We start from the raw sequence: 15,074 nt of genomic DNA on the forward strand, positions 1-15,074 counted from the left end.
CATAACGTTAAAGTTTTTGCAGGTCATACAGTTTCTTAAACAATCCATCATTTTCAATAAGCTGATCAAAGCTACCTTCCTCTGCCACATTTCCTTCGTGCATTACATAAATGTGTGATGCCATTTTCAAATTGTACAAACGGTGAGATACTAAAATGACCATCTTATTCAATGCAATTTCTTTAATGTGCTTAAATAGTTCAAATTCTGCTTCAGGATCTATGGCACTTGTTGGTTCATCTAAAACAACTAATTCTGCATCTTTATAAAAAACCCTAGCTAATGCCAATTTTTGCCACTGCCCGCCACTTAATTGTTCGCTATTTTGGAAGGTGCGCCCCAGCCTTGTATCGTATCCATTCGTTAGGTGCTGAATAAACGTGTCAGCTCCAGATGATATTGCCGCCTTTTTTACACGTGCATTGGTGTCTTCGTCACCTCCGTTCTTATCAAAAGTAATATTGTCTTGCACACTAAAAAAATACCGTTCAAAATCTTGAAATAAAAAGGCTGTTTTTAAACGATATTCCTTTTCTTCAATTTCATTAACAGAAACTTCATCAATAAAAATGGCGCCTGTTTGTAAGGTGTACAGTTTTGCCAATAATTTTACTAAAGTTGTTTTACCCGAACCATTTTCGCCTACAATGGCAATAATTTGGCCTGGTTTACAATTTATAGAAACATCTTTCAGTACCAGCTTCTCTGTTTGTGGATATTTGAAAGACAAATTTTTGATACTTAAACCAACTTCTACCATTGGGAAAGATGACGAACCACTTAAATTTTTAGCGGGTAGGTTTAAAAATGAAAATAGATCTTTTAGAAAAAGTCTTTGTTGAAATACCTGAACAATTGCCTGTAAAAAACCTCTAGATGTGGTTTGAAGACGTTGAAAACCTTGAAGATAAATTACAAAAACACTCAAAGTTATCGTCTTTTCCCATACGCTTTTGGCAAGGAAGCCAAATATTAGCGCCATCACAATAATCTCCGCAGCTTCAGCAAATAGGCTATAAATCATCAATTTCGATTGTAATCCTTTCTTACTATTGTAAATATGACTTCTGATCGCCCTAAATTTCTTGATAAACGATGTTCCAAAATCAAAGAGCCGTACTTCTTTAGCAAAATTTAATCCGGTAACCACCTGATGTAAGTAATTCGCCTCTCTCTCTAAAGGTGCAAATTTCTGCTCCATTCTAAGCGTTGCATAACCCGAATACCACTTTATACAAGCCAAAGGCACAGAAAGTAAAAGAAATAGCAAGCCGAAAAGACTATTTAGGCTTATAAAAAAAGATAGTAAAAAAAGTAATGATAATGAGTTTAGCAGCAGCGCATTGAAATTTGACAATAACTGAGACGCTTTATAAACAGATTGCTGTTGAGCCAGATGCAAATTATCATGGTAATCTGGATTCTCATAATATTCATAATCCACCGCTATAGCCTTATCTAATACCTGTAATGAAAGGTGATCGGTTAATTTTTGCTGGTATAAACCAGTGATGTACGTGTTGTACTGATTCACAATTGAAAATAATAGCTGTGAAATACCAAACAGAATAATGATTTCAGCAATTTTATCAAATGCTATTTCTGGTTTTACTAAATACTCTATCAATAATTTAATGCAATATAATGTTGCAATTGGTAAAAGCGATAATAGAAACTGAATGGTAATATTTATGATGGCTGTTTTCTTTCCAGATAACCACAATAACTGTAGTATTGACGAAAAGTCTTCTTTGAATAGATGTAATTGCTTTTTTAAGGTCACTCTGTTTGGTTTTTTGGGAAGTTAAAAAGTATAATTAAGAAATGTTATATTTTTTAAAAATTTATAGCTTTTTTCTTCACGCCGTTAATTCAATTCATGGTAAAATGATATTTTTTCTGTGAAACTACAAATCAGTTAAATATCATAAGAAAGTGTTTCGCAAGTTGCATACAGCTTATTGTTGGATTTTTTCGATCTAAAACTCCACAGTTTTGTGTTTTGGTAGCTGGGAGGGTAGAATCTATTTGCCTATTACGCCTAATGCCACTAATATGCATTAAGCATTGTTTTACAGGATGGCTGATGCCACTTGTTCTTACAAAGTGTTTCTTATCTTAAACGCTGAGAATTTTAATTTAATTAAAATCCCGAGCGAATTTGCAAGGCCAATGATTCGTTTGGCAGCAGCATCATTAAAAAAATCGTACTTATCTGTCATTTTATTGCTATTAATTTTTTTTGTATCATAAAAAAAAGATGTAATTTAGCAAAATCATAATAAAAATGAAACCAATAAATGCAAGATTGTTGTAAAAATTATTGTAAAAATCTTTATATTATCAACAATTTAAAAAAATATAAACCATGAAAAATCAAGAAATTAAAACAAATTCAGTTGAATTACAATCAAAAAAAGAGTGGGTTAAACCAGAAATCTTAAGCGACAAAGCGGTAAATACCTTAGGCGGAATAAATGCAAATTCTTTTGAGCAAGCAAGTGGGGCTAGCGCATCTTACCATTCTTAAAAAATTAATAAAACATGAAAAATCAAGAAATTAAATCAAATTCAGTTGAATTACAATCAAAAAAAGAATGGGTTAAGCCAGAATTGTTAACAGAAGAGGTTGAGCGTACATTAAGTGGACTTGGTCCTACTGCATTAGAAGGTATGTACCAACACTCGTAATTTTTAAAAATTTGAATTAATAGTGGCGAATAATCACACTTTTTGGTAAACAATTTTAATTCAAAAAGTATTAAGTTTTATTTAAACAGCATATTTTAGAATTAACTTCTTCTAGATCAAATAGCTATATATCGCTAATCAATAAAAATTAAATCATTAAATACCATAAACGTGAAAAATCAAGAAATTAAATCAAATTCAGTTAAATTACAAGCAAAAAAAGAATGGGTTAAGCCTGAATTGTTAACAGAAGAGGTTGAGCGTACATTAAGTGGTAGTATTATTGGCGGAGCTGAAGGTGCGATGACGCTTACAGGGGGGTTTTATTCGTCTTAGCATAAAGTTGAGCAACACCCACTAAGCGGGTTCAATCAAGTAAAAATCACATTAGTATTTCGTTATAAATTAAAAATATATAAGGATTAAAACCATGAAAAATCAAGAAATTAAATCAAATTCAGTTGCATTACAATCAAAAAAAGAATGGGTTAAGCCAGAAATTTTAAGCGAAGATATTGCGCGCACATTAAGCGGTAGTATTTCCGGTGGAGCCGAAGGTGTCCCGGCTCCAATAGGGAGTTATCACTCTTAAGAAGCAAACTAGGAAATAGTAAATCTAAAAAGTGTCAGTTGGGCTTGATTTATTATGTGATTAAATAAAAATAAAAACGTTGAAGAATCAACAAATTATTGCAAATCCTGTTCAAACAAAAAAAATTGGGTTAAGCCAGAATTGTTAACGGAGGAAGTGGACAATACTATAGGTGGGCAATACTTTAATACATTCGAAGATGTATATTTTCACTCTTAAGAATAAGGTTAAGTAATATTAGATAAGTAGGTACGTCAAATTAAGAGTGCATTTGGTTTAAATTATTGTCCAATTTAAAATTAAACAAAGTAAAAACATGAAAAATCAAGAAATTATTGATAACCCAATTCAAACAAAAAAAGATTGGGTTAAGCCAGAATTGTTAACTGAAGAAATTGATATTACATTGAGTCCATTGGGTACAATTAGTTCAGCTTCTTAATTTTATTCTTAAGAATAAGTTAAGCAATATTAAAAAAGTGGGCGTAATTAAATATAGAATGTTATTAGTTTATTTCCTTTACAAAACATGAAAAATCAAGAAATCACAGTAAACCCGATTCAAACAAAAAAAGAGTGGATTAAGCCAGAATTGTTAACTGAAGAGGTTGAGCGTACGCTAAGCGGTGCAAGCCCTAATCCAACGGAAAGTTTTTATTTTCACTCTTAACCATAATCTATCCTTGTTGTATAAGTTGGTAGTTGCAATATATGGTTAATTTAGGTAGCGTATAGTGCTATAGTTTATATTTAGGCTAAGATTAATTTTTCACTTATTTAACTGATCACTTCAGTTAAATTTTTTTTACCAATTTTAAACATTGAGTGCAATAGCTGGCTTTTCTGCCCAAAATTCTTCTGCCATTCAAAGCATGCTTAATCATCTTAAGCATTGGGCGCCGCATAGATCGGATATTTATCAAAGTCAATATATTACCTTGGGTAGCCTCGAGCTTTTTAATACACCCGAGGCTCACTTACAACCACAACCTTTTGTTTACAAAGATTTTGTACTCGTTGCCAATTGTAGAATTGATAACCGAGATGAGCTTGCGCTTGAATTTAATTTGCCAAATAAAAATGCCATAGCAGATATTAAGTACATTGCTTTAGCTTACGAAAAGTGGGGGAATGAATGTGTGGATCATTTATACGGCGATTTTGCATTTGTAATTTATGATCACAAAAAAGATAAAATATTTGGTGCAAGAGATCACATTGGGATAAAAACCCTTTATTACAGCATTAATGCAACTGTTTTAATTTTTGCTAGTGAAATAAAAGGCATTTTAGGTTATAAAGACTTAAAACCAGCATATAATGAAGCATATTATGTGCACGCTTTGAGTGCAGTAAGTTTACCTGCTACCGAAACACCATTTGCAAATATCCATCAGTTTCCTGCTGGAAGTTATTTCGAATGGCAAAATAAGGATTTAAAAATTACTAAATATTGGGAATTGGGTAGTCGTTTCGCGAAAATACCAGAAACAAGAGCAGCGCAAGAAAACGAATTTCGAACTCGCTTATTCGAATCGGTAAATTGCAGGTTAAGAACCGCAAATAAAATTGGTGCCGAACTAAGTGGTGGATTGGATTCGACTGGAATTGTAGCCATTGCCATGGAAATTTTAGGTAAAGGTTCAGAATTTTATTCTTATTTCTATGGTAAAGCATTAAATCCTTTAGCTGAAGATAAACAAAATATAGATGATCGGCACTTTGTAGAAGAGTTTTGTAATCGCTATGAAATTACAGATTATTTAACCGTGGTTAATGAAGATCATTATAATTTTGATTTAGTGTTGGAGCTTTTTAAAGACGTTTATGACGATTGTGAAGCAAATGGAGTACCACTCGCTGCAGGCTCATTTTTGCCAGATGCAAAAAGCAAAAATGTAAGCGTAATTCTTTCTGGTCATGGTGGCGATCATTTGGTTACGAGTATTAGTACTGCTTATTACAATCCAAAGGCATGCAAGAAAATGTATAAAGGTTTGTGGAAAGAATTGAGACAAGAATATAGTTTTGGCCCTGCATTTTTGAGGTTTATTTACTATTCCATCAAGGGGCTAAATCCAAACCATTTTAAAAGACAAAATATAATTTTCAACAGGGAAATTATGGCTAAAAGCAGCCTAAATCCTAAACTTATAGAAAAATATAAACTAAAAAATATCCCTAGTGACCGGTATTTTTTGCATCATCAAACCAATAGGTTAGACCGATTTAAGCAAACCATAGGTTATCCGCCTACGCAAACTCGAGCCTACCACCACGATTTAACAGGCAAACATTTCAATGCCGAATATCGATTTCCCTTACTTGATGTGCGGTTATTGGAATATATGATTAGCCTGCCCGCAGATACCATTGCACCTAAAGCAAAACCAAGATACCTTTTTTATAAAGTTGTACGCAATTATATTCCCGAAGGGATACCAATTTTAAAATCTAAAATAGGCAGTGTTCCATTCTTTGGTTCATTTATGAAAATGAATTTAAATAATGTCAAAACTGAAGTTGATAAAACGCTAGATAACAAGGAATTTTCTTCTTTAATTGATCCCGAAAAAATAAATAATATACCAGATCAGTCTTATTTTAAATTATTAAAATTAAGTTTGCTCCTTCAAAAATAAATAAAAAATGAATTTAAATACAACCATAAAAAGAGGTGAAAATTATCTACATAATGAAGTGGATAATGAATTGGTTATGATGAACGTAAATACAGGAGGTTACGTATCACTCAATGATACTGGGAAATTTATTTGGCATTTCTTGGAGTCGCCAAAAACTTATCAGGAAATTATGGATTGTCTTTTTAATACTTATAATGTGACTAAAGAACAATTTACCACTGATTTAGTGCCGTTTTTAGAAAAAATGTTAGATGAAAAGATAATCGAAATTTCGACAAAATAGATTTTATATGCTAATTGAGCGCTTAAATATCTCTTTTAAGAACCAAGTTTTTTCAAAGGAATATGATTTGTTAAGAATTCAATAAATTTTTGTCTAAATACAATTTCAATTCCTATTTAATTTTTTGTGACAGAATTTAAATCCTACTTAAGAATTTGATACCTGAGTAGTTTATTAAATAATTTTATTTCTTATTTTGCAGGCACATCATGATTAATTACACGTACGCACTATCTGGTTTTGTTTTAAAAACTAATTTTCATTTACCAGAATTAACAGTTGTACACGGGCCGTCGAATTTCGAGATAATAGTTAATGATCAAATCTCTGCAGCTTTTCCAATAACTTCTCTTCGCAATTTTTTTTTTAAAAAAAATGATTCAACTTTAATTTACATTAAGAGGGCAAAGATGGGTTATATTGAAGTTTGTGAAAAGAAAAAACTTGTTTTTACTCCTTTGTCTTCGTTAAGCGATGCAGAAATTAAAATGCACATTTTGGGCACTTGCTATATGCTGGCTTCGGCATGTTTGGGTTATTTCTCTTTTCATGCGGCTTGCGTAGTTATTAATGGTAAAGCGGTTTTGTTTTGTGGTGATTCTGGTGCGGGTAAATCAACACTGGCCGCCCATTTTTTTAATAAGGGTTACACGGTTTTAAGTGATGATGTAACCAATATTAAGATTTTACCTGCAGGTGAAATTAGCGTATTTCCTTCTTTACCTCGAATAAAACTTTCAGTTGATACGTTGTCTCAACTTCGAAAATCTACGGATGGTCTGAGTGAAATTGGCGGACCAAAAATTAAGTATTCATTGCCTATAAATGATTTTCCAGACCAACTTACCTTTAAGCTCGGCTGTATTGTTTTTCCTACTTTTACCGACGATGGTAACTGCTCAATATTACCTATGATTAATAACTTAAAAAAAAGTGAACTATCAAACAATTTTTATCGGGCCAAATTAAGTTTAGAGTTGCATACTAAAAATAAACTTGATGAAGTGGTAAGCATCCTCACGCAGGCTGTAGATATGTTTTCTTTTACACGGCCTAGTTATAGTGTTAGTGTCAACGAAAACATCAATTTTATAGAGGAAAAATTATTAGGCATTATAAAACCATAATAGCAATAACATGAAATATAAATACCTATTGGGTGGGTTCACAATCGCTTCTGATTTGCATTTTCCTGAATTAGTTCAAAGTTTGGATGATGCGGACGTGACAATTTCGTTAGGCAAAGTATCCGAGCATTTAGCTACCAATGATGTGGGTTTTCCTTTTATTGAGGCAAATGAGTTTCAGTATTTATTGAGGTTGCCAAATATAGGTCGTTATTTGGTAGAAAATGGTACATCAGTAACCATACAGCCAGATGATTGCGCGTTGATAGGCGATGTGAAGAACTATGTCTTAACAGCAATATTTGGCGCCTTGAGTTGCCAACGAAATTTTTTGCCAATGCATGGTGGCGCTATTTTAGTTGATGGTAAGGCATATTTAATCTTGGGAAACTCTGGTGTAGGAAAGTCAACGTTATTATCCTCGCTTAACCAAATGGGGTATAAGGTAATTACTGATGATATTAGTAACATTAAAATAGTAAATGGTCAGCCTGTCTTATACCCCTCTTTTCCAAGGATAATGATTTGGAAAGACACTTTAGCTAAAATGCAAATTGACAATACAACATTGGTTAGAGTGAGATCAGATATGGAGAAATATTTCTTACAAATTGATGATACCGATTTTACGACTCCAGTTGAAATTTATAAAATTTTTGTACTTGTTAATCGAAAAGTTGAGGATGCGCTAGAAGTTAAAGGTTTTAATAAGATAAACCTGCTAAAAAATAATATCTTTCATCCATGGATGATTAACGCATTTAAAAAGCACATCTCAATTAATGAGCAAATAATGGTATTGTCTTCAAAAGTAACGGTAGAAAGATTTTATAATAATCTATCGGCTGATATGAAATTTAATGTCGAAGAATTTATTAAAAGGATTTAAGAATGCTTAATAAACAAGTAAAACCTATATGGCTAAGTTCTTACCCCAAATCTGGCAATACTTGGGTAGGTTTGTTTCTTTCTGTATTAATCAAGCAGATAGAATTAGACATTAACAATTCGGGGTTTGAAAATATTATTTCTGCGCGTAATATTATGGATTCGACGCTTGGAATAAATTCTTCATTATTACCTGAGAAAGATTACTTAAGCTACAGAAGCGCGCTTTACCATACTTGGATGCAACAATTTACAGATAGAGACTATTTACTTTTTAAAGTTCATGATGCTTGTAAAATTGATGACATGGTTTTATTTCCGCAGCATATAACTCGAGGTGTTGTTTATATTATGAGAAATCCATTTGATATGGCTGCTTCTTGGGCCAATCATTCTTCTATATCGATTGAAAAAGCAGTAAGTGATATTTGTGACCCTAACGCTCGTTTGGCAGGTAATAAAAGGAAGCTAAATATTCAAATTTCTCAATATATGGGTACTTGGTCTAACCATGTAGAGAGTTGGTTAAGCGTACATGGCGATAATATGCTTGTTGTAAAATACGAAGAATTATTAGCTAATGGCTTTGTAGAGTTTTCTAAAATACTGGATTATATTGGCTTAAGTTTTTCGAAAGAAGAAATTGAGGAAGCAATATTAAAAACATCCTTTAAAAATATTCAAGATCAAGAAAAAATAACAAAATTTAAAGCTGCACCTAAAATAGACCGTTTCTTTAGAGCAGGTAAAGTTGGTGGATGGCGAAATGAAATTACCATGGAGCAGGCAAACACTATTATTGACTGTAATTATGACACTTTACTTAAGTTTAATTATATCGATGAGCAAAGAAATATTTTGGTATAGCGCTAACCATAAAAGTTAACCACATTAAATTCCTTATGGCCAGCCCCACCAGTTAAAATTTTATCACCGAATTTTAACCAAGCGTGGGCTAGCAACTTCTTATTGTTATCATTCTTAACGCCTAAATAAATCGTCGATTTTATACCACTTCTTTTTAAAATTTTTTTACAAATAATCGCTTGTACCAAGCATTTGCTTTCCCAAGGTGTATGGTTACAAACTGTTAAAACGATATTTTTAATGTTAAGTGCAAAAGCCATCGCTTCGGTGCTAATTTCTTGTACAGCCTCTTCTTGTAACTTTCCTAAAGTATTTTTGTAAAATTTAAACGGGAAAAAATAGATGCAAAAACGTATCCATGCAGCGAGAAAAAATATTTCGGCATAATATAATTTGTCTCGATTAGAAACCAAAATAAATTTCTCTTTAAAATTTTTGATGAAAGAATTCGTCACACTAATCGATGTTGTTTTTAGTAAAAATATTGATTGTTTGTTTATAATCATTCACTTCTGTAAAAATAGCGATATGATTTTCAAATAGTTGATAATTCTTTATTCTTTAATAATCCACTATCAACCAAAGTTGTAAAGTGTTTTGTCATTGGTACTTTTGCTAATCCATCTAAATGTCTAACATGGTGAATATCCGTACCAATAAAATCGATCATGTTTTTTTCGATTAATTTTTCGGCAATCAGTTTAATTCCTTTTCCATAATGTTCGGTTAGTGAAAGCGCATTTACTTGTAGTTCTACGCCCATTTCTTTCAACCGAACATAATAGTCGAAATTTTTATGAAAAAATAAATACCTTTCTGGGTGTGCCAATACAACTTGATAGCCTCTAATTGCCAAATCAAATATTACTTCTTCTAAGTTATGCGGCCTACTAATCTGGCTCATTTCTACCAATAACCTATTGCCATTAAAAGGCATTAAATCATTTGCCTCTAACTGTTGTCGAAACTGCTCATCGAGATAATATTCTGATGATAGGCTCAGTTGTATGGCATTTGGTAATTTCCCAAATAATAATTCATAACCTTTATTTAGTGTTTGTTTGGTATTTGGATGAATATCTTGTAATGTATGAGGAGTTGTAATTAACTGCGAAAATCCTAAATTTTTCAATCCATCAATAATCTGGATGCTGTCCTCAACATTTTGCGCTCCGTCGTCCACGTTGGGTATTAGGTGAGAGTGCATGTCAATACCAATTTCGGTAAAATCATTATACTTTGATTTTTTAGCGCGATTGAAAAATAGCATAATTAAAAGAATTGAATTTTCTCAAATATAATATTTGATTTCCAGTTTCTAAAATAGGTGTATTAAACGTAAATCAATTAGAATTGAGATTGAACAATCAGTTACCTTATAAAGTTATCTACCTTTTTTCTGTCTAAGTTCTTATAGCACTGTGCTAAAAACTACCATATTTGATTTGCGAAATAAAAATGGCTAAAATAAATGATGTTAGTATGTGAATCTTTAAATGAATAAAAGCATTTGAAACACAGTGAATTGGTCTCAAAAGTTTAAAGCTCTTGTTTGAAAATGAAATAAATATCGCATTTTCTAATCTTTTTAATGTGATAACCCTTTTTTGGTGTGATTTTTGTCAAACCTGGCGATCTCAATCTAACTTATGAACTATCAATCTTATCAATGCAGCAAGTGTGGTTGCGACTTTCACTATCAAGTGCCTAGAGGTTTTTTTTTAAAAAACATTTTAGGTTTCTTATCTGTACGTATTTTTTGGTGCCCGAAATGTGCAACAAATAGGTATGTGTGGATAAATGCAAAGCGTAATACAAGCGCTTAGTGTGGTTTTTGAATCAAACTGTCTATTTTCATTGTGAGTTTTTTTGCCCCGATTTCATTTAAATGATCTGCATCATAGAAATCACTTTTGTCAAATGATTTATCTTTAAGCCAATTGTAATAATCTACATTGTTTTTCTTTGCAATATCTGTTACCGCAGTTATTGTATTATGCAGTTGGTTAAGGTTTAAATTATCGTAATAGGTTTTGTAAGTAGGACAGGTTATTAAAATTATTTTTATGTTCCTTTGCTTTCCAAATTGGATTATGTTTTTTAATATTCGGAGGTTATTTTTATGGGTGTCATCATCCTTAACAGTATGCCTTAGCGCTGCTGTCATGCCAGTCCTGTCTAGATCCTTATTTTTTCCAGAGTTATAACTGGTTCCCCACCCAAACTTATTAGATGTGATTGCCGATTCTTTCTTTAAATAAAAGTTGTTTAATTTTTCTGAATTGATTTTAAGATTTGAGCTTAACATTTCCGAATTGTTTTTAACACTTTTTTGGTCAATGTCAATATTATAATATATGGTATAATTTTTTACTCTCCAAGCCTCAACACTCGTTCCTAATTTAGAATCAAGCGAAAAGTAATCAATTGGTATAATGATATACTTTAATTCTTTCCAATGATCTTTGTACAATTCTAATATTGCGAGATCATAATCAATAGATTGCGAGATGTAGGCGGCATTGTATGATTTATTTCGAATATATTCAGGATTGATACCATAGTAAATATGCGAATTCCCCAGGAAGAGCACATTAATATCGTCGGCGTGATTATCGAGGTATGTTTGTTTTTGAGAATAATCGTTGGGGATTCGTCTAACCAAATACTCACCACATATTGCCAAAAATAATATTGGCAATACAAAAATGGTCAGTTTTTTTACAAAAGTATTCATTGCTAAAATTGAAAATATATAAACTGCTGGTTACTTCCGTTAAACCAAAATATTGAAATTATGAGTAAGTAATAAAATGAAATACGAAGGGTCTTAGGCCATTTTGTTCCGAAAGCAGCTAATGCATATTCTTCTTCTCTTCCAAGCCATTCAATAATTAAAAATGCAACTAATATGACGAAAAGATGCAGTGGTTTTATTGCTGGAACTGAAAATAAAGATGTGGTGAAAATTTTAGATATATATGTGAAGGCTGAATTTAAGTTTTCTGATCGAAAAAATATCCAAGCAAAAACAGTTAAACTAAAAGTTAAAAGAATATTAAGCGTATCCTTAAATGTAGGTAGATATTTCCCCTTTGCTACAATCTCAATATTATTTCTATTCGTTTTAAATATAACAGAGGGCATAATGTATAATGCATTCAACAGTCCCCAAATTATAAATGTCCAGTTGGCGCCATGCCAGAAGCCACTAACTATAAAAATAGCAAAAGTGTTTCTAATTTTCATCCAAGTTCCGCCTTTGCTTCCCCCTAATGGGATGTATAGGTAATCCCTAAACCATGTAGAAAGAGAAATGTGCCATCTTCTCCAAAATTCTGCTATGTCTCTTGAAAAGTATGGGAATGCGAAATTCCGCAATAACTCAATGCCAAAAAGCCTTGCTGTTCCTAATGCAATGTCAGAATAGCCAGAAAAATCCCCATATATTTGAAATGTAAAAAATATTGCCCCCACAACTAACGTACTTCCGGAATATTCTCCCGAGTGGTTGAATATCGTATTTGCAAATTCGGCACATTGATCTGCTATTACGATTTTTTTAAACAATCCCCAAAGTATTTGTCTGAGGCCATCTATTGATTTTTATAGCTAAAATTTCTTTGAGTTTGTATTTGGGGTAAGAGATGGGTTGCCCGTTCAATTGGCCCTGCAACCAAAAGCGGGAAAAAGCTAACAAATAAGGAGTAGTCAATAAAATTACGCTCGGCTTTTATCCTACCTTGGTATATGTCAATCACGTATGATAGCCCATGAAACGTGTAAAAAGAAATGCCCACTGGTAAAATTACTTTTAAAGTCCATGGATTTACATTCATTCCTACTCCAGATAACATTTCAGCAAAAGAAGAAACGAAAAAATTGTAATATTTAAAAAGGCCTAAAAAACCGAGATTAATGCATATACTCAACCAAAACCAAAATTTTTTCAATTTCCGGTTGTCGGTTTCACACATTTTTATACCAGTAAAATAATCTAATAGCGTAGAAAATAGAAGCAAAAACAAAAATCGCCAATCCCAACATGCATAAAAAAAGTAACTTGCACTTAGTAGTAGAATGTTTTGACGTTTAAAACTCTTTTTTGCCGCAAACCAATATAGTAGGAAAATTATTGGCAGAAACAGTGCAAAACTGATAGAATTGAAAAGCATTAGATTTTTATATTTTCGATTAAATATATATATTCTTTTGTCGCATGTTATATATGATGAGCGATAATTTAGTTAAACGGCAGTAAATATAGTTTAATTTCCTTTCTATTTATCGAAATCTATTATTTTTACATGATCCAAATCTGGCAGCACGTACTTTCTAATCAAGTTATCTTTTCCGGTCGCTTTTAATAGCGAAATGGAGTAAGTTATTTTTCTTTCCGAAACAGGGTACTTCATCATATCCAAAACTGTAGGTAGAATATTAGCATGAGAGGCCTTATAGTTAGTATCTATTTTAATTTTTTCGCCGATTAAGATAATCGGAACTGTAGCTTCTAATTTACTTACTCCACCGTGTTTAGCACTTTTTCCATCTTCTAAAAAAGCCTCACCATGGTCGCCTGTATAAAGAATAGTTGTGTTTAATAAAGATTTGCTAACGTCTCCCAGTAATAATTTAAAAAACGGATCTATATTGTAATGTAGTGAGTTGTCATAAGTGTTCACTAATTTATTTCCATCTTTCGAATCCTTTTCGTCGATTGCAATTATTGGGCTCCATTTTCCTGCATTTTCTGGGTAATTACCCTTATAATTATAATGAAACCCTCGTTTAAATATATAAATGAAGTTGCCTGTAGAGGTATTAATAATTTTATTTACGGCTTTTGCTACTTTAAAATCAATATCGTAACCTGGAATATTTGAGTCTAAGATTAAACCTTTTGTAGCAACTCTATGGTCAATATACTTCATATCGTCACTTATTCCAGCCCATTCATCATCTTTTTGAGGATCAAAAAAGTATGTCTTATAATTCATGGCTTTTGCGTACTGAAATAAAGTAGGCCTTGTTAGCGAATGTTTTAGTATATCGCTATTTTCCGAGATATTTTCACCGACAATAAGAAGGTTATTAGAGGCTAAACTAGCTGTAGATCCAGATGCGCAATTGCCAAAGCTTTGGAGGATATTTGTCGACTTTAGGAATTCTAAAAAAGGTGTTGTAGGTCTATTATAGCCATTTATGCTTAAATGATCGCCTCGCAAACTCTCGTCAACAACCACAATAATATTATTTTTTGGTTTTAATTCAGATTGATACCCGAGCGGGATTCTTACTGTTTTTTCTCTTATAATATAACTAAAATATGAATTGATTACCGTATTTAAGCCTACTGGAAGTGGCATAAATAAGTTTTCGTTGATGTTTCTAGCATTTACGGAGGGATTTTTAAGACTAAATACTTTATAGGCTGAGTATATAAATGTGGCGTGAGCAAAGTATAGAAATATTAAAAGGAGGAAGCTTTTTAACCCCAAAAAATTATTCTTTTTGCATAAATAAATTTGAGCAACTATAAAGCCTAAAAGTATTAAAAGGATGTAGAAATTTAGATACCCAAAAATGATTTCAGATCTTTGTTCACCTGTAGCCTTAATCGCTATATCAACATCACTTGCGGTAGAAAATCTATCGTAAAATGTAATGTAACCATATTCTACGGAGACGCAAAATAATAAGAAAAGAAGCAATAAAATTTTGTAGATATATTTAGAACGCAAACTTACATATACAAAGATTACATAAAGGCCAAATTCAAATAGGAAATTGATTAGATGAAAGAGATGGAAGATAAAAGATTTGATTGGAGAATCTATACCTGGCCAATTATTATATAAATTCAAAAAATATTTACTAAATAGCAAAAAACCGACAATAGTAGAGCATACGCTAAATAAGAAACTAACATAAAGCGTGCTTCGGTCAATAGTTAATCTATACTTTTTAAATGAGTAAAC

The 15,074-nt window shown here is 32.0% G+C and carries 18 protein-coding genes; 11 read left to right on the plus strand and 7 right to left on the minus strand.

The window, feature by feature from the left end:
- Positions 1-7 precede the first annotated feature (7 nt).
- Entirely contained in the window at positions 8-1,783 is a 1,776-nt protein-coding gene (locus EZJ43_RS00900; RefSeq protein ID WP_243718015.1) for an ABC transporter ATP-binding protein, read from the minus strand.
- A gap of 585 nt (positions 1,784-2,368) precedes the next feature.
- Between EZJ43_RS00900 and EZJ43_RS16985 the strand changes: the two genes are divergently transcribed.
- The 11 genes from EZJ43_RS16985 to EZJ43_RS00925 all read left to right on the plus strand — a co-directional run bounded on the left by EZJ43_RS16985 (position 2,369) and on the right by EZJ43_RS00925 (position 9,093).
- On the plus strand, positions 2,369-2,530 hold the full coding sequence (locus EZJ43_RS16985) for a hypothetical protein (protein WP_165953058.1): 162 nt from the start codon (positions 2,369-2,371) through the stop codon (positions 2,528-2,530).
- A gap of 14 nt (positions 2,531-2,544) precedes the next feature.
- Positions 2,545-2,691, plus strand: coding sequence for a hypothetical protein (locus tag EZJ43_RS16990; protein ID WP_165953059.1), 147 nt, complete (start codon positions 2,545-2,547; stop codon positions 2,689-2,691).
- Positions 2,692-2,862: 171 nt separating this feature from the next.
- Entirely contained in the window at positions 2,863-3,027 is a 165-nt protein-coding gene (locus tag EZJ43_RS16995) for a hypothetical protein (RefSeq protein WP_165953060.1), read from the plus strand.
- Positions 3,028-3,121: 94 nt separating this feature from the next.
- On the plus strand, positions 3,122-3,283 hold the full coding sequence (locus EZJ43_RS17000; protein ID WP_165953061.1) for a hypothetical protein: 162 nt from the start codon (positions 3,122-3,124) through the stop codon (positions 3,281-3,283).
- 316 nt (positions 3,284-3,599) lie between these two features.
- Complete coding sequence (locus tag EZJ43_RS17515) at positions 3,600-3,725, plus strand: hypothetical protein (protein ID WP_262708841.1); 126 nt, start codon at positions 3,600-3,602, stop codon at positions 3,723-3,725.
- 87 nt (positions 3,726-3,812) lie between these two features.
- Complete coding sequence (locus tag EZJ43_RS17005) at positions 3,813-3,953, plus strand: hypothetical protein (protein ID WP_165953062.1); 141 nt, start codon at positions 3,813-3,815, stop codon at positions 3,951-3,953.
- A gap of 151 nt (positions 3,954-4,104) precedes the next feature.
- Positions 4,105-5,925 carry an asparagine synthetase B family protein gene (locus tag EZJ43_RS00905; RefSeq protein ID WP_133260772.1) on the plus strand — a complete coding sequence of 607 codons (1,821 nt, stop codon included), beginning with the start codon at positions 4,105-4,107 and terminating at the stop codon, positions 5,923-5,925.
- A gap of 7 nt (positions 5,926-5,932) precedes the next feature.
- The gene (locus EZJ43_RS00910) at positions 5,933-6,211 is read left to right on the plus strand and encodes a PqqD family protein (RefSeq protein ID WP_133260773.1); all 279 of its coding nucleotides are present in this window, start codon (positions 5,933-5,935) and stop codon (positions 6,209-6,211) included.
- 209 nt (positions 6,212-6,420) lie between these two features.
- Entirely contained in the window at positions 6,421-7,338 is a 918-nt protein-coding gene (locus EZJ43_RS00915; protein WP_133260774.1) for a phosphoenolpyruvate carboxykinase (ATP), read from the plus strand.
- A 10-nt stretch (positions 7,339-7,348) separates the two neighbouring features.
- A complete protein-coding gene (locus EZJ43_RS00920) occupies positions 7,349-8,227 on the plus strand; it encodes a phosphoenolpyruvate carboxykinase (ATP) (RefSeq protein WP_133260775.1) in 879 nt (292 codons plus the stop codon).
- A 2-nt stretch (positions 8,228-8,229) separates the two neighbouring features.
- On the plus strand, positions 8,230-9,093 hold the full coding sequence (locus tag EZJ43_RS00925) for a sulfotransferase domain-containing protein (RefSeq protein WP_133260776.1): 864 nt from the start codon (positions 8,230-8,232) through the stop codon (positions 9,091-9,093).
- Positions 9,094-9,095: 2 nt separating this feature from the next.
- On the opposite strand, the gene EZJ43_RS00930 is transcribed toward EZJ43_RS00925, so the two are convergent.
- From EZJ43_RS00930 to EZJ43_RS00950, 6 genes are all read right to left on the minus strand, one after another.
- The gene (locus EZJ43_RS00930) at positions 9,096-9,599 is read right to left on the minus strand and encodes a lasso peptide biosynthesis B2 protein (RefSeq protein WP_133260777.1); all 504 of its coding nucleotides are present in this window, start codon (positions 9,597-9,599) and stop codon (positions 9,096-9,098) included.
- A 29-nt stretch (positions 9,600-9,628) separates the two neighbouring features.
- Complete coding sequence (locus EZJ43_RS00935) at positions 9,629-10,363, minus strand: tyrosine-protein phosphatase (protein ID WP_133260778.1); 735 nt, start codon at positions 10,361-10,363, stop codon at positions 9,629-9,631.
- A gap of 552 nt (positions 10,364-10,915) precedes the next feature.
- Positions 10,916-11,830, minus strand: a complete 915-nt coding sequence (locus EZJ43_RS00940) for a hypothetical protein (RefSeq protein ID WP_133260779.1) — start codon at positions 11,828-11,830, stop codon at positions 10,916-10,918.
- Positions 11,831-11,832: 2 nt separating this feature from the next.
- Positions 11,833-12,663, minus strand: coding sequence for an MBOAT family O-acyltransferase (locus EZJ43_RS17295; protein WP_207924541.1), 831 nt, complete (start codon positions 12,661-12,663; stop codon positions 11,833-11,835).
- Positions 12,664-12,689: 26 nt separating this feature from the next.
- Positions 12,690-12,950 (minus strand): hypothetical protein, encoded by a 261-nt coding sequence (locus EZJ43_RS17300; RefSeq protein WP_207924542.1) that lies wholly within the window; start codon positions 12,948-12,950, stop codon positions 12,690-12,692.
- A 423-nt stretch (positions 12,951-13,373) separates the two neighbouring features.
- Positions 13,374-14,960, minus strand: coding sequence for a sulfatase-like hydrolase/transferase (locus tag EZJ43_RS00950; RefSeq protein WP_165953063.1), 1,587 nt, complete (start codon positions 14,958-14,960; stop codon positions 13,374-13,376).
- Between the last annotated feature and the right edge of the window lie 114 nt (positions 14,961-15,074).

Source organism: Pedobacter changchengzhani (genome assembly GCF_004354365.1).
Taxonomy (GTDB): Bacteria; Bacteroidota; Bacteroidia; order Sphingobacteriales; family Sphingobacteriaceae; genus Pedobacter; species Pedobacter changchengzhani.